Source organism: Streptomyces sp. JLBT605, assembly GCF_058215555.1.
The window spans coordinates 3,179,613-3,200,614 of sequence record NZ_CM177087.1; the positions used below are offsets into that span (position 1 = coordinate 3,179,613).

Annotated in this window: 24 protein-coding genes, 1 tRNA gene and 1 pseudogene; 18 read left to right on the plus strand and 8 right to left on the minus strand. The window is 70.5% G+C overall.

All coding sequences use genetic code 11. The features are described 5' to 3' along the window. Positions 1 to 83: 83 nt before the first annotated feature. Positions 84 to 509, plus strand: a complete 426-nt coding sequence (locus AC4BDD_RS13730) for a DnaJ family domain-containing protein (RefSeq protein WP_490691286.1) — start codon at positions 84 to 86, stop codon at positions 507 to 509. Here the strand turns inward: AC4BDD_RS13730 and AC4BDD_RS13735 are convergent. After that, positions 454 to 2,844 carry a family 2 encapsulin nanocompartment cargo protein terpene cyclase gene (locus AC4BDD_RS13735; RefSeq protein ID WP_490691287.1) on the minus strand — a complete coding sequence of 797 codons (2,391 nt, stop codon included), beginning with the start codon at positions 2,842 to 2,844 and terminating at the stop codon, positions 454 to 456. The genes AC4BDD_RS13730 and AC4BDD_RS13735 overlap by 56 nt on opposite strands. A 171-nt stretch (positions 2,845 to 3,015) precedes the next feature. Next, on the minus strand, positions 3,016 to 3,402 hold the full coding sequence (locus AC4BDD_RS13740; protein ID WP_490691288.1) for a VOC family protein: 387 nt from the start codon (positions 3,400 to 3,402) through the stop codon (positions 3,016 to 3,018). Positions 3,403 to 3,546: 144 nt separating this feature from the next. Here AC4BDD_RS13740 and AC4BDD_RS13745 point away from each other — a divergent pair, with 144 nt between their 5' ends. The 3 genes from AC4BDD_RS13745 (at position 3,547) to AC4BDD_RS13755 (ending at position 6,576) form a co-directional block, all read left to right on the plus strand. Beyond that, positions 3,547 to 4,200 carry a TetR/AcrR family transcriptional regulator gene (locus AC4BDD_RS13745; protein WP_490691289.1) on the plus strand — a complete coding sequence of 218 codons (654 nt, stop codon included), beginning with the start codon at positions 3,547 to 3,549 and terminating at the stop codon, positions 4,198 to 4,200. Positions 4,201 to 4,318: 118 nt separating this feature from the next. Then, on the plus strand, positions 4,319 to 4,912 hold the full coding sequence (locus AC4BDD_RS13750) for an HhH-GPD-type base excision DNA repair protein (protein WP_490691290.1): 594 nt from the start codon (positions 4,319 to 4,321) through the stop codon (positions 4,910 to 4,912). Between the two features lie 131 nt (positions 4,913 to 5,043). Further along, a complete protein-coding gene (locus AC4BDD_RS13755; protein WP_490691769.1) occupies positions 5,044 to 6,576 on the plus strand; it encodes a M28 family metallopeptidase in 1,533 nt (510 codons plus the stop codon). A 71-nt stretch (positions 6,577 to 6,647) separates the two neighbouring features. Here the strand turns inward: AC4BDD_RS13755 and AC4BDD_RS13760 are convergent, their stop codons facing one another. Further along, positions 6,648 to 8,051, minus strand: coding sequence for a helicase HerA-like domain-containing protein (locus AC4BDD_RS13760; protein ID WP_490691291.1), 1,404 nt, complete (start codon positions 8,049 to 8,051; stop codon positions 6,648 to 6,650). A gap of 88 nt (positions 8,052 to 8,139) precedes the next feature. Here AC4BDD_RS13760 and AC4BDD_RS13765 point away from each other — a divergent pair, with 88 nt between their 5' ends. Continuing rightward, positions 8,140 to 8,436: a type II toxin-antitoxin system VapB family antitoxin gene (locus AC4BDD_RS13765; RefSeq protein ID WP_003986294.1), complete on the plus strand. Its 297-nt coding sequence runs from the start codon at positions 8,140 to 8,142 to the stop codon at positions 8,434 to 8,436. Positions 8,437 to 8,615: 179 nt separating this feature from the next. Next, on the plus strand, positions 8,616 to 9,251 hold the full coding sequence (locus AC4BDD_RS13770; protein ID WP_490691770.1) for a LytR C-terminal domain-containing protein: 636 nt from the start codon (positions 8,616 to 8,618) through the stop codon (positions 9,249 to 9,251). A 202-nt stretch (positions 9,252 to 9,453) separates the two neighbouring features. On the opposite strand, the gene upp is transcribed toward AC4BDD_RS13770, so the two are convergent. After that, positions 9,454 to 10,089 carry a uracil phosphoribosyltransferase gene (gene upp / locus AC4BDD_RS13775; protein ID WP_490691292.1) on the minus strand — a complete coding sequence of 212 codons (636 nt, stop codon included), beginning with the start codon at positions 10,087 to 10,089 and terminating at the stop codon, positions 9,454 to 9,456. Positions 10,090 to 10,271: 182 nt separating this feature from the next. Between upp and AC4BDD_RS13780 the strand changes: the two genes are divergently transcribed. From AC4BDD_RS13780 to AC4BDD_RS13795, 4 genes are all read left to right on the plus strand, one after another. After that, positions 10,272 to 10,454, plus strand: coding sequence for a hypothetical protein (locus AC4BDD_RS13780; protein WP_490691293.1), 183 nt, complete (start codon positions 10,272 to 10,274; stop codon positions 10,452 to 10,454). Between the two features lie 149 nt (positions 10,455 to 10,603). Then, positions 10,604 to 11,128 carry a tRNA adenosine deaminase-associated protein gene (locus tag AC4BDD_RS13785; RefSeq protein ID WP_490691294.1) on the plus strand — a complete coding sequence of 175 codons (525 nt, stop codon included), beginning with the start codon at positions 10,604 to 10,606 and terminating at the stop codon, positions 11,126 to 11,128. A 105-nt stretch (positions 11,129 to 11,233) separates the two neighbouring features. Further along, a complete protein-coding gene (gene tadA, locus AC4BDD_RS13790) occupies positions 11,234 to 11,734 on the plus strand; it encodes a tRNA adenosine(34) deaminase TadA (protein WP_490691295.1) in 501 nt (166 codons plus the stop codon). Positions 11,735 to 11,794: 60 nt separating this feature from the next. Beyond that, positions 11,795 to 11,881 (plus strand) — tRNA-Ser (locus AC4BDD_RS13795). 66 nt (positions 11,882 to 11,947) lie between these two features. On the opposite strand, the gene AC4BDD_RS13800 is transcribed toward AC4BDD_RS13795, so the two are convergent. Beyond that, the gene (locus AC4BDD_RS13800) at positions 11,948 to 12,130 is read right to left on the minus strand and encodes a hypothetical protein (RefSeq protein ID WP_490691296.1); all 183 of its coding nucleotides are present in this window, start codon (positions 12,128 to 12,130) and stop codon (positions 11,948 to 11,950) included. A gap of 499 nt (positions 12,131 to 12,629) precedes the next feature. On the opposite strand from AC4BDD_RS13800, the gene AC4BDD_RS13805 reads away from it, so the two are divergent. Next, positions 12,630 to 12,866, plus strand: coding sequence for a hypothetical protein (locus AC4BDD_RS13805; RefSeq protein ID WP_490691297.1), 237 nt, complete (start codon positions 12,630 to 12,632; stop codon positions 12,864 to 12,866). Between the two features lie 45 nt (positions 12,867 to 12,911). On the opposite strand, the gene AC4BDD_RS13810 is transcribed toward AC4BDD_RS13805, so the two are convergent. Further along, a complete protein-coding gene (locus AC4BDD_RS13810) occupies positions 12,912 to 13,568 on the minus strand; it encodes an alpha/beta hydrolase (protein WP_490691771.1) in 657 nt (218 codons plus the stop codon). Between the two features lie 210 nt (positions 13,569 to 13,778). Between AC4BDD_RS13810 and AC4BDD_RS13815 the strand changes: the two genes are divergently transcribed. The 5 genes from AC4BDD_RS13815 to AC4BDD_RS13835 all read left to right on the plus strand — a co-directional run bounded on the left by AC4BDD_RS13815 (position 13,779) and on the right by AC4BDD_RS13835 (position 17,166). Further along, entirely contained in the window at positions 13,779 to 13,913 is a 135-nt protein-coding gene (locus tag AC4BDD_RS13815; RefSeq protein WP_490692015.1) for a hypothetical protein, read from the plus strand. 53 nt (positions 13,914 to 13,966) lie between these two features. Next, positions 13,967 to 14,260, plus strand: a complete 294-nt coding sequence (locus AC4BDD_RS13820; RefSeq protein WP_490691298.1) for a Dabb family protein — start codon at positions 13,967 to 13,969, stop codon at positions 14,258 to 14,260. Between the two features lie 201 nt (positions 14,261 to 14,461). Next, positions 14,462 to 15,265 carry an RNA polymerase sigma factor SigF gene (locus tag AC4BDD_RS13825; protein ID WP_490691772.1) on the plus strand — a complete coding sequence of 268 codons (804 nt, stop codon included), beginning with the start codon at positions 14,462 to 14,464 and terminating at the stop codon, positions 15,263 to 15,265. Between the two features lie 187 nt (positions 15,266 to 15,452). Next, entirely contained in the window at positions 15,453 to 16,283 is an 831-nt protein-coding gene (locus tag AC4BDD_RS13830; RefSeq protein ID WP_490691299.1) for an RNA polymerase sigma factor SigF, read from the plus strand. Between the two features lie 55 nt (positions 16,284 to 16,338). Next, on the plus strand, positions 16,339 to 17,166 hold the full coding sequence (locus tag AC4BDD_RS13835) for a hypothetical protein (RefSeq protein WP_490691300.1): 828 nt from the start codon (positions 16,339 to 16,341) through the stop codon (positions 17,164 to 17,166). Positions 17,167 to 17,200: 34 nt separating this feature from the next. On the opposite strand, the gene AC4BDD_RS13840 is transcribed toward AC4BDD_RS13835, so the two are convergent. Then, positions 17,201 to 17,404, minus strand: coding sequence for a hypothetical protein (locus tag AC4BDD_RS13840; RefSeq protein ID WP_490691301.1), 204 nt, complete (start codon positions 17,402 to 17,404; stop codon positions 17,201 to 17,203). Between the two features lie 194 nt (positions 17,405 to 17,598). Here AC4BDD_RS13840 and AC4BDD_RS13845 point away from each other — a divergent pair, with 194 nt between their 5' ends. Together AC4BDD_RS13845 and AC4BDD_RS13850 are read left to right on the plus strand one after the other, a co-directional pair. Beyond that, positions 17,599 to 18,129, plus strand: coding sequence for a MarR family winged helix-turn-helix transcriptional regulator (locus tag AC4BDD_RS13845; protein WP_490691302.1), 531 nt, complete (start codon positions 17,599 to 17,601; stop codon positions 18,127 to 18,129). A gap of 69 nt (positions 18,130 to 18,198) precedes the next feature. Then, positions 18,199 to 19,693 (plus strand): annotated as a pseudogene (locus AC4BDD_RS13850) (MDR family MFS transporter); the annotation flags it as partial. Between the two features lie 374 nt (positions 19,694 to 20,067). Here AC4BDD_RS13850 and AC4BDD_RS13855 read toward each other — a convergent pair. Then, positions 20,068 to 20,961 (minus strand): TetR/AcrR family transcriptional regulator, encoded by an 894-nt coding sequence (locus AC4BDD_RS13855; protein WP_490691303.1) that lies wholly within the window; start codon positions 20,959 to 20,961, stop codon positions 20,068 to 20,070. Positions 20,962 to 21,002 lie beyond the last annotated feature (41 nt).

Below are 21,002 nucleotides of genomic sequence, written 5' to 3' on the forward strand. Positions count from 1 at the left end.
CCGGGCTAGGCGCCGTTCAGGTCACGGCCGCTCCGTACCATGAAGGTGTCACGTCGAGGCACCTCGGAGCGAAGGAGCGCGCGTTGACCGAACGGAAGCCGCCCGGCGTCAGCTTCGAATCATGGGCCGAGAAGCAGATCCGCGAGGCGGAGGAGCGCGGCGAGTTCGCCGCCCTCCCCGGCTTCGGGAAACCACTGAGGGATCTCAGCGCCCCGTATGACGAGGAGTGGTGGATCAAGGAGAAGATGCGCCGCGAGAACGTCTCCTTTCTGCCGCCGACGCTCGCCCTGCGCAAGGAGACCGAGGACGCCGTCGCGGCGGTCGCCGAGGCCAGGACCGAGTCCCAGGTCCGCCAGATCATCGCGGAGATCAACGAGAAGATCGGCGCGGCGCTCCGCAGACCGCCGCCCGGCCCTCCGCTGAACCTCATGCCCTTCGATATCGAGCAGGTGCTCACGGACTGGCGTGAGCAGCGCCGCAACGAGCAGCCGCCTCACCAGACCCGGTGAGGGTGGCGAAGGCACGCGCGGCCGAGGTGCCCAGGCCCGTCGGGCCGCCGATCCACGGGCCGGGCACGCTCCTGCCGCCACCGCGTGGCTGGGCTCCGGGCCCGCCTCCGGCGCCGGCTCCAGCACCTGACCCGACCGACGCGCCGGTGCCGGCCCTGCTCGCGGCGGCACGCAGCTCCGCCTCGTCGTAGCGGCGGCATTCCCGGTGCCACACGAGGATCCCCGACAGCCAGTTCTCCAGCTCGCGGACGTACCCTTCCAGGACTTCGCGAGCCTCCCGGGAGAGCTGGAAGTCGTCGTAGAGGACGGGAAGTTCATGGGCGGCGACATGCTCGAACTGCCTCATCCGGGAGGTCATCAGATCGTGCACGATGGCCACACCGGTGGGGTAGTCGCAATTGAAGAAGTTCTGAACGACGAGGACGCCGTTGTGCACCTCGCCCTCGAACTCGATCTCCTTCTGGTACGAGAAGAGGTCGTTGAGCAGGCAGGCGTAGTCGGCGGCGGCATTCTCCAGTGAACGCATCGGTCCGCTGCGGTAGATCTCCGGCGGCACCGCCCGGCCGTGGCTCAGCCGGCACAGGCTCATCGTGAGGTCGGACCCGAAGGTCAGCCGGCGCATCTCCACATAGTCCACCGGATCCGGAATGCGGTTCTGGGCCTGGTTGGCCAGCTCCCACAGCCAGCTGTCGGTCATGTCCCGGACGGCGGTACGGAACGCGCGGCGCGCCTCGGGGGACATCGGTCCCGCTGTCCGCGCCCACAGATCGGCCAGCCCGCGCTCCAGGGCATTCACCGGAGGCGGGGCGGCGGCCGAGGACTCCAGCGGCATCAGCAGGGAGAGGCGTTCGTTGGCCAGCCGGGCTCCGGCCAGATCGCGGGTACGGCCGAAGACCAGGGGGAAGTAGTCGTCCCCGTACGTGCCCCAGGTGAGCCACCCGGAGGTCAGGTTCAGCTGCTCAGGGGTGGCGTCCGGGTGGATGCCGGCGGCACACAGCGGGAAGTCGAAGCCGACCACCTTCTCCTCGTCCCAGACGGCGGAGCCAAGGAGGCCGGGCTGCTCCTCCAGGAAGCCCATCCGATGGGACCACTCGACGATGTGGCGCCGGGCGCCCTCCAGATACGGGCTGAGACTGGCGGTGAACGGCATGGAGAAGTCCGGCAGTCGGGAGGGCCCGACCTGCTGGAACGGGACATGGGTGAAGCTGCGCAGCCGCTTGGCGCCGGTGGCCGAGACGAGCGCCTTGATGTCCAGCGAGGCGGTGCCCAGGCCGGTCGGCCCGGGGAGACCGCCGCCGGGGCCGGCGAGGCCGCCGGCGCCGAACGGCGTGGCCGAGGTGGCCGCGCCCTCGTTCATATAGCGACTGGAGCGCAGGTGCCATTCATGGCCGCCCGACTGCCAGTCCTGGAGCCCCTTCACATACGCCAGGACCCTGGTGCACTCGTCCGGCGGCAGCCCCGTCTCGGCGAACAGCGGGCCGAGCTCGGTCAGGGTCGTGCTCTCGAACTGCTGGAGTCGGGAGGTGAGCAGGTCGTTCACCGCCTCGGCCGCCTGCTGGGTGTCGCACTCCAGGAACTTCTCCAGGACCAGGACGCCGTTGCTCAGTTCGCCCTCATCCTGCGTCTCCCGCTGGTACGAGAAGAGGTCGTTCCGCAGGTGGACCGCGTCGGAGAAGGTGTCCTTCAGGACGCGCAGCGGCCGGGAGGCGGCCACCGCCTCGGGCACCTCGGCGCCCGCCGCGTACTCGACGAGGCCGGCGGACCAGGGGGCGCCGCCCACCTTCCGCCGCATCTCGATGTACTCGACCGGATTGGGGATCCGGCCCGCGTTGATGTTGGAGAGCTCCCAGAGGGATTCGTTGAGCAGGTTCTCGGTGCTCTCGGCGAAGCGTGCCCGCCAGCCGGCGGACATGCCGGGCACGGTCCGGGCCCACAGGTCGGCGAGCCCCGCCTCGACGGGGTTCCTCGGCTCGGGGACGGGTGTGGACAGGTCCATCGGCATGAAGGCCGGCAGCCGATCGAGATACTCCTTCCCACCCGCGCGGTCCTGGGTGCGCTTGAAGACTTCCAGGAAGTGGTCGTCGAAGAAGAACACCCACACATACCAGTCGGTCACCAGGGAGAGCGCTGGGCCGTCGCAGTCCGGGTGGGTGTAGGCACAGAGCAGGGCATAGTCATGGGAATCGAGGTCGCTCTCCTCCCAGATCCCCGATCCCTCCAACATGCCCTGCCGGCGGGCCCACTTCTTCGAGTGCTCGCGCGCCTCCTCCAGATGTGGATTGAGGCGTGCGGGGTACGGCATATAGAAACTCGGCAACGTAAACGGCTGGCTCATCGGCATCCGGACCTTCCCAGAACTCGCCGCGCTCTCTGCGGCGAGCGCCGACGACCTCAGACGACGGGGTCAGCGCTACCCCGTGATTCACCTGACCAAGCCGCACACGCACTGTTTCAACCTGTCCGAGTGAAGCGGCGGGACAAGAGTGGACACGGCCGGCGCCGCCGGTCAGGTCGCCGGGGTCACCCACTCAACCAGCTCGACCATGACGCCGTTGGGGTCGGTGACCATGAACAGCCGCTCTCCCCACGGCTCTTCGCGGAGCGGCAGGGTGATCGGCACGCCTTCGGAGCGCAGCCGCTCCTCCTCTTCCGCGAGGTCTTCGACCGTCAAGGCGATGATCACACCCTGGGCTCGCTCCTCGCGGATGTCCTCCGGGAGGACCTCGATGCCCCGCCGCAGCAGCACGATGTTCACAGCCGCGTCATCCCGGCCGAGCGAGGCGAAGCCGTCCGCCTCCATCTGTATGCCGAAGCCGAAGTGCCGGGTGAAGAACTCGACGGAGGCGCTGACGTCCTCGACGGTGAGCGAGATGGCAGCTGAAGTGACGCGCATACGGGCTCCTCGGGATGTTCTCGGTTCGACTCTTGCGTTTTCTTGTGTCGGACCTAAACTTAGATCGGGCACACCGTGGCGTCAACATAAAATGAGGTCCGACCCAGAATTTTTCGATCACGAACGAGGAAGGAGGCGGAGAGCATGAGCGAGGACGTCCCCCGCGGTGCCGGTGGCCTGCGGGAGCAGAAGAAGCGGGCCACCCGGCAGGCCATCTCCGACCAGGCCACCCGGCTCTTCGTCGAGCGCGGCTTCGACGCGACGACCATCGCCGACATCGCGGCCGCCTCCCGCGTCGCCAAGATGACCGTCACCAACTACTTCCCGCGCAAGGAAGACCTGGCCCTCGACCGCCATGAGGAGTTCGTCTCCCAGCTGGCGAGCACCGTCACCGACCGGTCGCCCGGCGAGTCCGCGCTCGCCGCGCTGCGTCGCGCGTTCCTCTCCGCGGTGGACCGCCGCGATCCCGTCATCGGCTTCTCCGGACCAGTGTTCGCCCGGATGGTGGCCGACAGCCCGACGCTGACGGTGCGGCTGCGCGATCTGCACGACCAGCGGGAGCGGGCACTGGCCGAGGCCCTCGCCGCCGAGACGGGCGCGGAGCCGGACGCCATCGTGCCGCGGGTGGCGGCCGCCCAGCTCGGCGGGGTTCACCGGGTGCTCTTCGCCGAGCTCCAGCAGCGCACCCTCGCCGGGCGGAGCGACGACGAGACGGCCACGGAGCTGGAAGCGCTGGCCCGCACCGCGTTCGGCCTGCTGGAGCCGGCGCTCGGCGACTACGCGATACGGACGGTCTGATCCGGCCCCTGGGACAGGCTGAGTGGCGGGGGTCGGGAGGCGCGTCGACAATGACCGTCAAGGGAGGAGCGGCCAGCGAGAGAGCGCCCGGGGGAGAGGACGGAGGAGCGGATCGCCCATGGACACCGCCGTTCGGCTCGCCCAGCAACCGGAGGCCGATGAGCTGCTCGGCAGCAGTCCGCTCGCCCTCCTCACCGGCATGCTCCTCGACCAGCAGATCCCCATGGAGTGGGCGTTCACCGGCCCGTACACCATCGCGCGGCGGTTGGGCCGGGACGATCTGGACGCGCATGAGATCGCGCTCTACGACCCGGACCGGTTCGTCGCGCTGCTGTCGGAGAAGCCTGCCGTGCACCGCTACCCGGGTTCGATGGCCAAGCGAGTGCAGCAGTTGTGTCAGTACCTGGTCGACAGTTACGGCGGCGACGCGGCCGGGGTGTGGCGGGATGTCAGCTCCGGCGAGGAGTTGCTGGCACGGCTGAACGCGTTGCCCGGCTTCGGCAAGCAGAAGGCGCAGATCTTTCTGGCGCTGCTGGGCAAGCAGTTCGGGGTGCGTCCGAAGGGGTGGCGGGAGGCGGCGGGGCCGTACGGCGAGGCGGGTTCCTATCGTTCGGTCGCCGACATCACCGGGCCGTCCTCGCTGGACAAGGTCCGGGCGTACAAACAGGAGGTGAAACGGGCGGCCAAGCGTGCGTCCACCAAGCGGGATTGACCGCACCCATGGATCTCCGGCCGCGGCTGCGGCAGGATGCCAGCGATCCGGGGCGCCGCCGTGCGCCCGTCCCTTTGCTGGGAAGGACCCTGTCTGTGGACATACGTACCCTGCCGCCCGCCCGCCGCGCGATAGCCGCCCTGGCCGCCGCGGCGCTCGCCACCCCGCTGCTGCTCGCATCCGGAGCGACCGCCTCGGCCAGCGAGTCGTCGCACGACAAGGATCCGGGGAAGCGAGCCGCGCGGCTGGCGCGGCAGCTGGTGAAGAAATCCTCCGCGGACGATGCGCGGGCGCATCTGGAGAGATTCCAGGCCATCGCGGACGCGTCGAAGGGCAACCGAGCCGCCGGCTCGCCCGGGCACAACGCCTCCGCCGCCTACGTCTACAAGCTCCTGAAGAAGGCCGGATACCAGGTCGCCTACGACCCGTTCGAGTTCGTCTACACCGAGACCCTGGCCGAGAAGCTGTCGGTGGTCACCCCGACCCCGCGCGATGTGTCGGTCAAGTCGATGACCTACACCAAGAGTTCGCCGGTGGGCGGGGTCAAGGCCGCGGTGGCCGCCGTGCCGGTCGACGCCACCACCGGCTGCGAGGCTTCCGACTACGCCTCCGCCACCTTCACCGGGAAGATCGCGCTGATCAAGCGCGGCGGGTGCACCTTCGCGCAGAAGCAGGCCACGGCGGCGGACGCGGGCGCGGTCGGCGCGATCATCTACAACAACACCGCGGGCGCGCTCTCCGGCACCATCGGCGACCCGAATGCCGGCCGCATACCCACCGGCGGGGTGACCCAGGCGGACGGTGAGGCACTGGTCGCCGAGGCCGGGCGCGGCGAGGTGACGGTCAATCTGGAGGTCCGGGAGTTCCAGGAGAAGCGCGTCACCAACAACGTCATCGCCGAGACCAAGGGCGGGGACGCCGACCGGACGGTGATGCTCGGCTCCCACCTGGACTCGGTCTCCGCAGGCCCGGGCATCAATGACAACGGCTCCGGCTCGGCCGGCCTCCTCGAGGTCGCCCTGGAGCTGGCCAAGACGCACAAGAAGCCGGCGAACAAGATCCGCTTCGCCTGGTGGTCGGCGGAGGAGCTGGGCCTCCTCGGCTCCGAGGCGTACGTCGACGAGCAGACCGAGGCACAGCGCAAGCAGATCGCGCTCTACCTCAACTTCGACATGATCGCGTCGCCGAACTTCGGTCAGTTCGTGTACGACGGCGACGACTCGGACCACGCCGGCGCGCCCGCGGGCCCCGAGGGGTCGGCGCAGATCGAGAAGCAGATCAACGACTTCCTCGACCGCCAGGGCCGGCCGCACGAGGGCACCGACTTCACCGGCCGCTCCGACTACGGGCCGTTCATCGCCGTGGGCATCCCGTCGGGCGGCACCTTCACCGGCGCGGAGGGCGTCAAGACCGAGGGCCAGGCCGCGAAGTACGGCGGCACGGTGGGCAAGGCGTACGACGAGTGCTACCACGCCGCGTGCGACAACCTCTCCAACATCAACATGCCCGCGTTCGACATCAACATCGACGTGATCGCCAACGCCGTCGGCACCTATGCCTACGACCTGAGCTCGCTGCGCGAGCCGGTGCAGTCGGTGCCCACCGAGGGCGACGCGGGCAGCGGCGGCGGCCTGCACGACGACCACGACCGCGTCACGGAGTGACGGTCTGACCGGGTGATCGAGCCCATCCGGTTCATGTGATCCGCGGGCGCTGCGGCGGGGTGTACCTCGGTTCAGCGCCCGCTCGGCTCCTGATCCACAGCCTGTGCATAACGCGCGCGGAGCGGGGAGCCCGCGACCACGCGCGCCAGTTCCCGCGCATCGAGCGGCCCCGTCAGCGACTGCGGCGGGCGGAGCCGGACCGCCGCGACCGGGGTCGGCGGGCCCTGTTCGCTCAGCACGGTGACCACCGCCTCGCCCGGGCCGAGCCCGGTGAGCAGCGCCGTCAGCTCCTCAGCCGAGAGGGCCTCAGCCGAGGGCGACTCGGCTGAGGGGGACTGGGCTGGAAGGTCGCCGGTCGGCCCGTCGGTCAGCCGGAGGAAGGCCCGCGCGGTCGCCTGGAGCGTCGCGGTGTCCTCCGCCGCCCGGGCGGGCAGCGCGTGCCGCATCCGGTTGCCGAGCTGTTCCAGCACATCCGCCGGGACCTCGAGCGGCGACCGCGTCACCAGGAAGACCCCCACGCCCTTGGAGCGGATCAGCCGCAGCGTCCGGACGAGCGACTCCAGGAACGCCTCGGACGCGCCCTCGAACAGCAGGTGCGCCTCGTCGATGAAGAAGACGAGCTTCGGCTTCTCTCCATCGCCACCGCGCACCTCGGGCAGACGGTGGGCCAGATCGGTCAGCAGCCACACCAGAAAGGTCGAGAAGAGCAGCGGCTTGTCCCGGACGGCGGGCAGTTCGAGTACGGAGACCAGCCCGCGCCCTCCCCCAGGGTGGGATACCGAGGCGTCGTGGGACTCCCAGGAGGCGGTCCGCAGCAGCTCCCTGACGGTGTCGAACGCCGGTTCGCCGAAGCAAGGGTCCGCGCCCTGCTGCTCGCACGCGGTCAGCGAGGCCATGATCGCCCGGGCAGCGGCCCCCGGGAGCCCGTCGGCGAGGACCGCGCGCAGGTCGCCGAGATCGGCCGGCTCCCGCCCCCTGGCCTCGGCGTGACGGAGGACCAGCGCCAGCGACCGCTCCTGGACTCGGTCGAGACCGAGGGCCCTGGACAGCAGCAGCGGGCCGAATCCGGTGACCGTGGCGCGCAGTGGGACACCGACACCGATGCCGCCCAGCGCGTAGAACTCGGTCGGAAAGCCCAGCCCCGTCCACTCCTCGCCGACCTCGGCCGCGCGCTGTTCCACCGTCTCGCCCCCGGTGCCGGGCGCGGCGATTCCGGAGAGATCGCCCCGGATGTCGGTGAGGAAGACCGGGATGCCGTGGGCCGAGAGCCGCTCCGCCATGAGCTGGACGGTCCTCGTCCGGCCGGTGTCCTGGTCGCCGGCGACCAGCCCGTGACGGGCGAATGCGGACAGCGGGATCCGGATGGGTGCGTCGACATGGGCGACGCCCTCCCAGAGCAGCGCGCCGAGATCCACGGCGGGCCCGGCGCAGGCGTACCCCGCCGCGATCGCGGCGGGCGAGCGGTTCTCGGTCATACGTCGCTCCCGGTTTACGACTGTTTGCCACCTTCGCACTCCTGCGCCGTGGCTGCGCCGGAACCCTCTTGACCGGTAGGCTTTCCGTGTGATCTTCAAGCGCATCGGAAACGGGCGGCCGTACCCCGACCACGGCCGGGAAAGCACCCGCCAGTGGGCGGATGTTGCCCCACGCCCGGTACGTCTTGACCAGCTGGTGACGACCAAGCAGCAGCTCGACCTGGAGACGCTGCTCGCCGAGGACTCGACGTTCTACGGGGATCTCTTCGCCCATGTGGTGAAGTGGCAGGGCGATCTCTATCTGGAGGACGGATTGCACCGCGCCGTGCGGGCCGCGCTCCAGCAGCGCCAGGTGCTGCACGCCCGCGTGCTCGAGCTGGGCTGAGATCACCCGCGCACCTCCAGTGCGCTGGTGCGGGTCACCCCGGACCACCCGGACAGCCCCGTCATTCCCGCACCTTGTGCCTCTTTCGGGTTGCCCCGACTCAAACCGTTGATCGTTTAGTAGGCATAAGTGGCGTGCGGCATTACGCTGCGCTCATGAGCATGCTCACGCCTCCTGGAATGGGCGGAAAGTACCGCATCACGGGCAATCGCTACCCGCGTATGCGCCGACCCCGGGGTCGGCGCAGAATCGTGCTCGCCGCCGTCGGCGCGGCCCTCGCACTCGGCCTGGCCGGCTGGGGAACGCTGCAGCTCATCGACGTGTTCTCGGGTGACGACGGCAAGGCGAAGGCCGCCGGTTCGCGCTCCTCGGACTGCCCGAAGACCCGCGGGAAGACCACCCCGGCGAAGGGCTCTGCCCCGAAGGCACCGGCCAAGGCGCTGCCGAAGCCCGCCGACATCACCGTCAACGTCTACAACGCGACCAAGCACTCCGGGCTCGCCAAGGAAACCGCCGAGGAACTGAAGAAGCGCGGCTTCAAGATCGGCGAGTGGGGGAACGCCCCGGCCGCGTACGACAAGAAGGTCAAGGAGACCGGGCTGCTGCTGGGCGCCCCGACCGCCGGCAACGGCGCGTTCGACGTGCTCGGCGCCCAACTCGCCGGTGCCCGTATCAAGAACGAGGACCGCGCCGGCAAGGAAATCGACCTGATCATCGGCGACCGCTTCACCGACCTGACCAAGCCGAAGGACGCCAACCGGGCACTGGCCGCGCTGACCGCACCCGCGCCGAAGCCCTCCCCGGGCCACTGCTGAGCGGCGCTGTTGAGGAGTCGGCCGCGGTGCCGTGAGCGACCCGGACCAGGCCGGGTCGCGGCCCCCTGACCGCGCCGCGTCCCGCACACGGGCCGCACCGGCCCCGGCCCGGCCCGCACCACGAACCGCGCCGCACGCCCACCCCGGCCACAACGAAAGCGGCACCGCGCCAGGCGGTGCCGCTTTGGTCTGAGTGGACGCCTCAGCCCGCGGCGCCGTACATCCGGTCGCCCGCGTCACCGAGGCCCGGGACGATGTATCCGTTCTCGTTGAGCCGCTCGTCGACGGACGCGGTCACCACGGTGACCGGCGTGCCCGCCAGCTCGCGCTCCATCACCTCGACGCCCTCGGGGGCCGCCAGCAGGCAGATCGCGGTCACGTCGTCCGCGCCGCGCGAGATCAGCTCGTTGATCGCCGCGACCAGCGTCCCGCCGGTCGCCAGCATCGGGTCCAGCACGTACACCTGGCGGCCGGAGAGGTCGTCGGGCATCCGGGTGGCGTACGTCGACGCCTGCAGCGTCTCCTCGTCGCGGATCATGCCGAGGAAGCCGACCTCGGCCGTCGGCAGCAGCCGCACCATGCCGTCGAGCATGCCCAGACCGGCCCGGAGGATCGGCACCACCAGCGGACGGGGCCGCGCCAGCCGGACGCCGGTCGTCGCCGTCACCGGGGTCTGGATTTCGACCTGCTCGGTGCGCACATCGCGAGTGGCTTCGTAAGCGAGCAGGGTGACCAGCTCGTCGGCGAGCCGCCGGAAGGTGGGGGAGTCGGTGCGCTGGTCGCGCAGCGTGGTGAGTTTGTGCGCCACCAGCGGGTGGTCGACGACGTGGATCCGCATGACAACGACATTAACCGAGCTTTCGGGGCGCAGCGCCCGCCCGGCACCGTCGGCGGCCCCGGCCCGCATCGTCCGCGATTCACCCTGACGGTGGCATCGAACCACCGATTGGGGGGAAAGTGGGCACATACACCCGGAGGACTTCCCGGGCGGAGACCTCGGCCCGAGGTGGTGTATGGCGCATGGTGAACCAGGACGGATCCAGCGACGAGACGGCCCGGATGGAGGCGGAACGGCGACGCCGCCGCGCTCAGTTCCTCCGGGAGCTCAACGAGGCCAAGGAGCTGCGGGACCGGGTGCAGCCCCGGCGCGCCCGCAGCGCCCGGATGCGTCAGGCCATGCGCATGCGGACGTTTCGGTGGTAGTACGCCCACCGTGAGGCACATCTCCCCTGACTGGGCCACGACGCAGCGCGGAAGACCTCTCGCAACGCCGTTGTTTCTGCCACGATTCCGAATGGGCGGGGCGTTGCCCCGTTGGCCCCGGCACGCCTATGACCAGTGGGAGAGTCACGGTGTACTTCGCCGCACTGCTCGCGCGCACCGAAGACGGGTGGCAAGCGAGCGATACAGAGCTCGACAACGTTGAGACCCTGACAGACCTGATCGACGTGGCCCGTTCGGCCGCGGTCGACGACGACACGGTGCTGGCCCTCATCGAGCAGGAAGACACGTGGTTCGGGGTGGTCCGCCTCGACGGCGAGGACGACCCGCGCATCTACGTGTCGGACGCGGCCGCGGCCGCCCGCAGCTCGTACGGCGCCCTGCTCACCGATGAGCTGCTCGGCAAGGACGAGGACCACGGCGACGACCTGGACAGCCTCGACCTCGACGGCACCGAGGAGGGCGAGCCGGAGGCCGACGAGGACGACGGCGGCGCGACCGGCCAGGGACGGGCCCCGCAGGGCCCGCTGGGCGACCTCGCCCTGCTGGCCGACCTCGGCGTCGACGAGAAGGAGCTGCTGTCGCTGGACGGCGACGCACTCAGCGCGATCGCGGATGCGCTGGGCTGCACGGACGTCCTGGAAGCGGTGCGCTGACCGGGCGCGGCGCGCGTCGCGCCCGCACCCCCGCCACCGCTCGGGCGGGGCGGTCCGGCGGCCCCGGACTGCCTCACCCGGACTGCCGTCGCCCACACTGGTGTCATGACCGCTCCCGCACCCGCGCCCGCTCCGGATCCCGTACGCGACCCCTGGCGCGAGCCGATGCGGCTCGCGCTGGCGGAGGCGGCTCGAGCTCCTGAGACGGGCGATGTGCCGGTGGGCGCGGTGGTGCTGGGCCCGGATGGCACGGTGCTCGGCCACGGCCGCAACGAGCGCGAGGCCACCGGCGACCCGACGGCGCACGCCGAGGTCCTCGCCCTGCGGGCCGCGGCGCGGCGGATGGGGGAATGGCGGCTCTCCGGCTGCACCTTGGTGGTGACCCTGGAACCGTGCACGATGTGCGCGGGAGCGGCCGTGCTCTCCCGTGTCGACCGGGTGGTGTACGGCGCGGTCGACGAGAAGGCGGGCGCGGCCGGCTCGCTGTGGGACGTGGTGCGCGACCGGCGGCTCAACCACCGGCCCGAGGTCATCCACGGAGTGCTCGCCGAGGAGTGCGCGGGACTGCTCACCCGCTTCTTCCGTGACGCCTCCGGACGGCCCTGATCCGCGGCCCGTCCGGAACCGATTTCGGAGCACGGCCACCCGTCCGCTAAGCTCTCTCTCGGTAGCGTGTCCGAGCGGCCTAAGGAGCACGCCTCGAAAGCGTGTGAGGGGGCAACTCCTCCGTGGGTTCAAATCCCACCGCTACCGCTCTGAAGAGGTAACACGAAGGGCTCCACCCGTCTGGGTGGGGCCCTTCGTGGTCTTCGGTCAGGGCTAAACCAGGGAGCCGGTCACGCCGGACACGGCCGTGATCGGCTCGAGCAGCCGCACCGAGTGCTCCTCAGGGACCCCGACCGAGAGAGCGGGCCCCTCCGGAACCATCGTGAACGTGACGTAAGCCGCTGCCGTCTGCTGATCTTCGGCGCTTGCGAGCGTCGAAGTGCCTTCGTCGGTCATCTCTGACCCTTCACTCTTACCCGTACCAGGCGCTGCTCGCCTAGGTGGGAACCGGGTTTGGGTGTCGCACTTCGATCACCTCCTTATCGCCTCGCCTGATTCACGGCAGCGCTCGCGCGGCGCTACTTGGCCCCTAAGGAACTGTTCAGCGCTCCTCCTTTCGAGGTCTCGCGTCTCCGCCCGGGCGGGCACCGCACCGCCGGAATCGGCGCTACGCGGCCTCCGGCACCGCATTCCGGTCTCCCCCTCCCCCTTTGGGGGTCGACCAGAGCCAGGCCGAGGCCGGCCGCGTGCGCTTCACACGGCACGGGACGGCACTCCCGGGCGCGAGCAGCTCGGCCAACCTTGGCCGGTGCCGCTCTGCTCACAGAGCGTACCGCACAGGTGCATTTCTGCACCAGCATGGTTCAATAGAGGTGTTCAGAGGGTGCTTCCATTCCCTCGCAGAGCTGACAAGGCGTACGTCGTCGCAGGTACGCGCAGAAGGAAGGACGCCCCCATGCCGCAGTCGGCCGGCCCGTCGCCCACCATGGCCAGCGAGCGCTACTCGGTCACGCTCGTCCCGCCGGCGGTACAGGCCATCGCCGAGCTCACCGAGAGCACTGGCCTGAGCAAGACGGATGTGATCAACCGAGCGGCCCAGATCTACGCGTTCCTGGAGGCGCAGAAGCGCGAAGGCAGGGACATCCTGCTCCGGAATCCCGACGGGACGCTTGAGCGCCTTCACATCGTCTGAGCGGCGCACCGACTCTGGCGACACACTGCCGTCGCCGCCTCGGTTTCAGCGGGCGGAGGCGCCCCGAGCCAGTGCGTCGGCCACCACCCGGGGCAGCGGGGCCAGGTCCAGGAGGCCGGTGACGGTGTCCGTGGTGAGGGTGTGCCAGGCGGCCGCCCGGCGCAGCATCGCGTGATCGCCACCGCGCATCAGCACGGTGCACGCCTCGGCGCCGGCCCCTCTGGCCCGTACCGCGAAGTCCGCGGAGGCCCGGGGGTCGGTGATGCGGTCGCGGGTGCCGTGCAGCAGGACCACGCGCCGGTCGCACAGTTGGGCCACCGGATCCTCGGGCGGGCACCAGGGGGCGAGACCGACCACCGCGCGGACCAGCGGGTGACCGCCGGCGCGCAGCGCGGCGCGGCCGCCCATCGAGTGGCCGACCAGCACGACCGGGATCTCCCCGAACCGCTCGGCGAGTTCGTCCAGGGCCTGCTCCGCGTCGCGGGCGGCGTCGTCCCGGCTGCCGTTCCAGCCACGGTGGCGATAGCGGACCCGGCCGGTCACCACGTCCTGCGATCCGGCGGCCCGGATGACGGCCCGCTCGAAGGGGAACATCCGCTTGTCCGGGAGGTGCCAGGGCCGCGGCGGGCCCAGGCCGTCGGCGCTGCCGCCGTGCAGCAGCAGCACGGCGGCGCGGGGCGGGGTGGCGGCCGGACGCAGCATCAGGGCGAGGTGGGGGGTGGCCTCATCGCGTACGGACACCTCGGACCTCGCTCTCGTCGCCCTTCTGACCGGCTCCTGATCACGCCTGACAGAATGATCGCATCATCGGCCCGGTTCGGCCGTATGTGTGGATAGACTCACGCGACTGCTCCAAGGGACCGCAGGGGAGACGGCACGGCGATGGCACAGGCGAAGAAGGTAGCGCTCTACATGCTCATCGTCTTCGTGCTGTACACCATCATCAAGACCCCCGAAGAGGCTGCCGACCTGGTCCAGGTAGGGTTCCAGGGCATATCGGAGGCCGCGAAGAGCATCGGTGACTTCATGACCGCGTTGATCAGGTGAGGCAGCTCTCCTGAGCCGGGCAGCCGTCGCCGGTCGCCGCAGGGAGGTACCCAGTGATCCGCCATCTGGTCCTGTTCAAGCTCAATGACGGCGTACGCCGCGACGAGCCGCGCGTGGCCGCCGCCGTGCGGGCGTTCGAGGAGCTGGGCGGGCTCATCCCGGAGCTGGAGTTCTGGGAGTGCGCCTGGAACATCACCGACCGGCCCATCGCCTACGACTTCGCGATCAACTCCGCGGTGGCCGACACCGACGCGCTGCGCCGTTACCTGGAGCACCCGGCCCACCAAGCGGCCGCCGCCCAATGGCGTGAATTCGCCACCTGGATCATCGCCGACTACGAGGTCTGAGCGAAGCGCCGAGCGCGTTCCGGACCCTTCGGACAGCACCCCTCGCCCGTCGGCGGGGGGTGGCTTTTTGCCCACAACACGGCGTTATGCAGTGCTTGCAGACTGTGCGGAGGTCTTGTGATGCTATGACCGCTATTGCCCGAGTATGGACCGCGAAGGGATGGCGGAAACGTGTCGGCCCGTACTGAGCACAGAACGCCCATCCCGAACGAAAGCCGACCTGAACCCAGCACCCCCAAGAGCCGGGGCGCGGACGCCCGCGCACTCACCCAGGTGCTCTTCGCCGAGCTGTCCGAGCTGGAGCCGGGCACCCCCGAGCACACCCGGGTCCGGGACGCGCTCATCGAGGCCAACCTGCCACTCGTCCGCTACGCCGCCGCCCGCTTCCGCAGCCGCAACGAGCCGATGGAGGATGTGATCCAGGTCGGCACGATCGGCCTGATCAACGCCATCGACCGGTTCGATCCGGAGCGCGGCGTGCAGTTCCCGACCTTCGCGATGCCCACCGTCGTCGGCGAGATCAAACGTTACTTCCGGGACAACGTCCGCACCGTCCATGTGCCGCGGCGACTCCATGAGTTGTGGGTGCAGGTGAACAGCGCCACCGAGGACCTGACCGTGCTGCACGGCCGGACCCCCACCACCGCCGAGATCGCCGAGCGGCTGAAGCTGGGCGAGGACGAGGTACTGGCCTGCATCGAGGCCGGGCGCTCCTACCACGCCACCTCGCTGGAAGCGGCGCAGGAGGGCGACGGGCTGCCGGGGCTGCTGGACCGGCTCGGCTACGAGGACCCGGCGCTGGCCGGCGTCGAACACCGGGACCTGGTGCGGCATCTGCTGGTGCAACTGCCCGAGCGCGAGCAGCGCATCCTGTTGCTCCGTTACTACAGCAATCTGACCCAGTCCCAGATCAGCGCCGAACTCGGCGTCTCCCAGATGCACGTCTCGCGGCTGCTGTCCCGGAGCTTCGCCCGGCTACGTTCCGCAAATCGGATCGAACCTTAATCACCCCGAGGGATGCCCATCGCGCAGCTTCCGGGCAAGAATGTCGACTTGGCGCTACAGCGTGTTGCCGACATGTGACATTCTGCAGAAACCGCGTTTGCCGCGGCCCCGCCTCCGGTATTCAGGGGGAGGCTGCGCTCACGCACGGAGCGCTGCTGAGATCCGTCCGCGACCTCAAGGGGGTGGCATGTCCGCAGAACTGGGCAGCTCGAAGGTGCTCACCAACGACGCACCGCACGCGCTTGACGACTGCGACGCCATCGACACCCGCACCCTCTCCCGCACCCTGTTCCTGCGGCTCGCCGCCCTCGACCGGGACAGCGCGGAGCGTACCTACGTACGAGACACCCTGATCGAGCTCAACCTCCCGCTGGTGCGCTACGCCGCGGCCCGTTTCCGCAGCCGGAACGAGCCGATGGAGGACATCGTCCAGGTGGGAACGATCGGCCTGATCAAGGCGATCGACCGGTTCGACTGCGAACGGGGCGTGGAGTTCCCGACGTTCGCGATGCCGACCGTGGTGGGCGAGATCAAGCGCTTCTTCCGGGACACCAGTTGGTCGGTGCGCGTGCCCCGGCGCCTCCAGGAGCTGCGGCTGGCGCTGACCAAGGCGAGTGACGAACTCGCCCAGCGGCTGGATCGCTCGCCCACCGTCACCGAACTGGCCACCGCGCTGGGGGTGTCGGAGGAGGACGTCGTCGACGGACTCGCGGTGGGCAACGCGTACACCGCCAGTTCGCTGGACTCCCCCTCCCCCGAGGAGGACGGCGCCGAGGGCTCGCTGGCCGATCGGCTGGGTTACGAGGACACCGCGCTGGAGGGTGTGGAGTACCGCGAGTCGCTCAAGCCGCTGCTGGCCAAACTCCCGTCCCGGGAGCGGCAGATCATCATGCTCCGCTTCTTCGCGAACATGACGCAGTCGCAAATCGGTGAAGAGGTCGGGATCTCCCAGATGCATGTCTCGCGGCTGCTGACGCGGACACTGGCCCAGCTCCGCGAGGGGCTGATCGCCGACTGAGAGCGGTGGTCGCCGAGCCCTGGATATCTGACGTGCCGTCAGTGACACTGGCCCGATGCGACAGCCGACGCGACGAATCACCGGCCGCCGGGGCGCGAGGCTCTCGCCCCCGGCGGCCGCGCTGTGCGCGCTTCTCCTGTCCGCCGCGCTGCTGAGCGGGTGCGGAAGCGGCGGCGGAGACGGCGAGTTGGCCGTGGGCGCCGCGGGCCCGGCGGACGGCCGGGCTCCGACCGGCGCGGTACCGCCCGGCGGCGGGGTGGCGCTGGTACCGCTCGCCGGCGGGTCGGACAGCGGAGCATCCGGCCGATCAGACCGGGAGCGACCGGGCGACTCCGACGCGCCCCAGCGCCCGAGCCCGTCCGAATCCAGCGGCGCGCACGGCTCCGCGCACGGGGATGACGGCGGCCACGGCGACGATGACGGCGCGGACAGCGGGGCGGCCGACGGCACGGACGGCGGCGATGAGACCCAGCCGAGCCCCGGCCCATCCGGCCGGCCCTCCGGCTCCACCCCGACCCCCGGCGAGACCCCGCGCCCCGGACCATCCGGCTCCCCCAGGCCCACCGAGCCGCCCTCCCCCGCGGACCTCAGCTGGGAGAAGCCCGAGCGGGCGGCGGCCGATCAGCGCTGGTGCGAGAAGGTGTCCCTCACCTTCCACAACTCCGGTGGCACCGCCGTGCGCTCCGGGACGATCACCTTCGGGACGCACGTCATCGGACCACTCGGCATCGACTGGTCCACCATCACCTCCACCGTCGGCCTGCCCGCCCCGATCGAGGCCGGGGCCGAGCGGGAGAAGGGCTGGACGGTGTGCGTGGACGCCTGGCGCGTGCCCCTGGGGATGCACATCGAGACGCGTGACGTCAGCGTCGACTGGCGCTAGTTCTCAGTGACGTCGCCGTCGACCGGCGCTGGTTCTAGCCGAGAGCGAGCCAGGCCACTCCGGCCACGGCCGCGATCGCGACGATCACGCCGATGATCAGGCCGATGCGCGGGCCACTCGAAGCGGCTGCCGCCGCCGGGGCCTCACCCCGGCCGCCCTCGTCGACGAAGGCGCGGAACATCTGCGTGCTGCCCGCCGGGTCGTAGTTGCCGTCGGAGCCGTGGGGGTTGTTCGCCATGGGCCCCGACCCTAGCGAACAAGCGGAAGGTCGCACACCCCCGGGCTGGCGTGGCGCCCGAGCGCCCGCGCCCTGACCCGGCACGGGGCCAGCCTTTGTCGGCAATTTACTCAGCAAAGCCACCATTTCATTTGCCTTCAGCAACCAATTTCTTTTACGGTTGCCCTAAGCAACCGATCGCTAGGAGTCCGCCCGTGGCCGCACAGCAGCAGTACGAGGAGCTGGCCCGACAGCTGAGCGCGATCGGTGCCGTCAAGCGCGGCCTGGCCCGCGTCCTGCCGCCCGAGTGCCCGCCCGGCGCGGCCGTCGCCCTCCTTGTCCTGGACCGCTACGGCGAGATGCGCATGAGCAAACTCGCCGAGCTGCTGGGCGTCGACATGTCCGTGACCAGCCGCCATGTGGCCCATGTCGAGTCGCACGGCTGGATCGACCGGCTGCCGGACCCCCAGGACAAGCGGTCCCGGCTGCTGCGCCTGAACGGCAGTGGCGCGGCGATGCTGGCGCAGATCTCCGAGCACTACGCGGCGGCCCTGGCGAACCGCCTGCGTGACTGGTCCGACGAGGACGTCAGCCGGCTGGCCGAGCTGCTGGCCCGGCTCCGGACGGACTTCGGCGACGCCCGGTCGCGGGCCTGCCGGCCGGTCACCGCCGACGCGGCGCCCGCACCGGCCCCGGCCCTGGCACCGGCCCCCGCCTCCATACCCGCACACCCGCAGCACGCGTAAAGGAATTTCATGGCAACGACCGCACCGGATGACGTCGGACAGCGGCACGGCGGCGGCTCCGGCGAGCCGATGACCCACCGGCAGATCATGGAGGCCCTCTCCGGGCTGCTGCTGGGCATGTTCGCGGCCGTCCTGTCGTCCACCATCGTCTCCAGCGCCCTGCCGAAGATCATGACCGATCTGCACGGCAGCCAGTCCTCGTACACCTGGGTGGTCACCGCCGCCCTGCTGTCGATGACCGCCTCCACCCCGCTGTGGGGCAAGCTCTCCGACCTGTTCAGCAAGAAGCTCCTGGTCCAGGCCGCCCTGGTGATCTACATCGCCGGCTCGGTGGTCGCCGGACTGTCGCAGAGCACCGGCATGCTGATCACCTGCCGGGCCGTCCAGGGCATAGGCGTGGGCGGTCTCTCCGCCCTCGGACAGATCGTGATGGCCGCGATGGTCTCGCCGCGGGAGCGCGGCCGGTACAGCGGCTACCTCGGCGCCACCTTCGCCGTCGCGACCGTCGGCGGCCCGCTGCTGGGTGGCGTGATCACCGACACCGACTGGCTCGGCTGGCGCTGGTGCTTCTACGTCGGCGTGCCGTTCGCCGTGATCGCGCTGCTGGTGCTGCAGAAGACCCTCAAGCTCCCGGTGGTGAAGCGGGACGTCAAGGTCGACTGGGCGGGCGCCTTCTTCATCAGCGCCGCCGTCTCGCTGCTGCTGATCTGGGTCACCCTGGCCGGCGACAACTACGACTGGATCTCCTGGCAGACCTGCGCCATGGTCGGCGGCTCGCTGCTGCTCGGCGCGGTCTTCGTCCTGGTCGAGTCCAGGGCGAGTGAGCCGATCATCCCGCTGCGGCTGTTCCGCAACAAGACGATCACCCTGACCTCGCTGGCCTCGCTGTTCGTCGGTATCGCGATGTTCTCCGGCACCGTCTTCTTCAGCCAGTACTTCCAGCTGGCGCGCGGCGAGTCGCCGACCATGTCCGGCGTCCTGACCATTCCGATGATCGGCGGGCTGTTCATCTCCTCGACCGTCTCCGGGCAGGTCATCACCAAGACCGGCCGCTGGAAGGCCTGGCTGGTCGCCGGCGGCGCGCTGGTGACCGCGGGGCTGGGCCTGCTCGGCACCATCCGCTACGACACCACCTACTGGCACATCGCGATCTTCATGGCGCTGCTGGGGCTGGGCCTCGGCATGATGATGCAGAACCTGGTGCTGGCCACCCAGAACCAGGTCGCCCCGCAGGACCTCGGCTCCGCCAGCTCGGTCGTCACCTTCTTCCGTTCCCTCGGCGGTGCGGTCGGCGTCTCCGCGCTCGGCGCGGTGATGGCCAACCGGGTCACCCACTACGTCAGGGACGGCCTCGCCGACCTCGGGCCCCAGGCCGCCGGAGCGGCGGGCCACGGCGGGACCGGCGGCGGATCCATCCCCGACCTGGACAAGCTGCCGCCGCCGCTGCGCGAGGTGATCGAGAGCGCGTACGGGCACGGTGTCGCGGACGTCTTCCTCTACGCCGCGCCGACCGCGCTGCTCGCCCTCGTCCTCATCGTCTTCGTCAAAGAGGTGGCGCTGAAGTCCTCGTCGGGGCAGCAGCAGCTGGCCGCCGAGGGTTCCGGCCACGGCGGGCCGGCGGCCGGTGCCGCCCGGTCCGGTGCGGGTGACGGCGATGCCGGCGACCGGGCCGGCACCGGCGACCGCGCCCCGGTCGACGCGGCCCTGGCGGGTGCCGGGCGCGGGAGCGAGGCGCCGGGCGGCGCCGAACAGCCCCGCTCGGGCGACTGAGATGAGCCCCGGGGCCGGGGCGCGCGTTGAGCGGAGACGCGCCCTGGCCCCGGTCCGGGACCGGCTGAAGGCCACGGACGGTCCCGGCACACGGTCCGGGCGGCAGCGGGACACCAGGCAGGGGACGGCCTGCCCGCGCCGCCCGGACCGGAGAGCGGCCTCCTGGCCCTAGCTCTGGTCCTGGCCCTGACTCTGGTCCTGGCCCTGACTCTGGTCCTGGCTCTGGCAGAGATACCGGCCCCGGCCTTGGTCCTGGTCGCGCATCACTTCCATGCCGGCGATCACCGCGTCCAGCGCGAAGGTGAAGTCCCGGTCGCGCATCTCCTTGACGGTGGTTCCGGCGCGCGCCTCGGCGGTCATGTTGGACCTGTCCAGGGTGTCCCGGATCTCCGGCCGGCCCTCGATGGCGCTCAGGACGTTGTGGAAGTACTCGTCGATGGTGAAGCCCGCCTCCTGGCAGCGGGCGTTGAGCAGCCCCTCGACGGTGGCGAAGCCGTAGACGAACTGGAAGACGGCGGAGAGCGCACCGGTCCGCATCTCCACCGGCAGCCCACTGCGGGCGAGCACGGACAGCGTGACGTTGGAGAAGGCGAGCGAGCGCGGCCCGATGTTGATGTACTGGCCGATGAGCTGCGGCACCCAGGGATGACGCACCAGCAACCCCCGGTACTCCCAGGCGAGCTGGCGGAGCTGGTCGCGCCAGTCGGCCGACTCGTCCTCCGGGTCGGGCAGGGTGACCTCGCCGTTGACCGCGTCCAGCGCGTACTCCAGCAGGTCGTCCTTGGTGTCGACGTACCAGTAGACGGACATGGCCGTCACGCCCAACGCGGTCGCCAGCCGCCGCATCGAGAACTTCGCCAGACCTTCGGTGTCCAGCAGCCGGACCGTGGTCGCGACGATCTTGTCCAGGTCCAGGCCGGCCGCCTGGTCCTGCCCCTGTCCCTGGTCCTGCCCCTGTTCCTGGGCTTGGCTGCGGGCCGGGGCCGGACGGCGGCGCGGCCCCGGGCGCTCGGAGAACCAGACACTGGTACTCGGACGGCTGGCGCGGCTGCCGCTTGCCATGGCTCGCTCTCCTTCTCCCAGGCCGGCGCGGTGCAGACCCG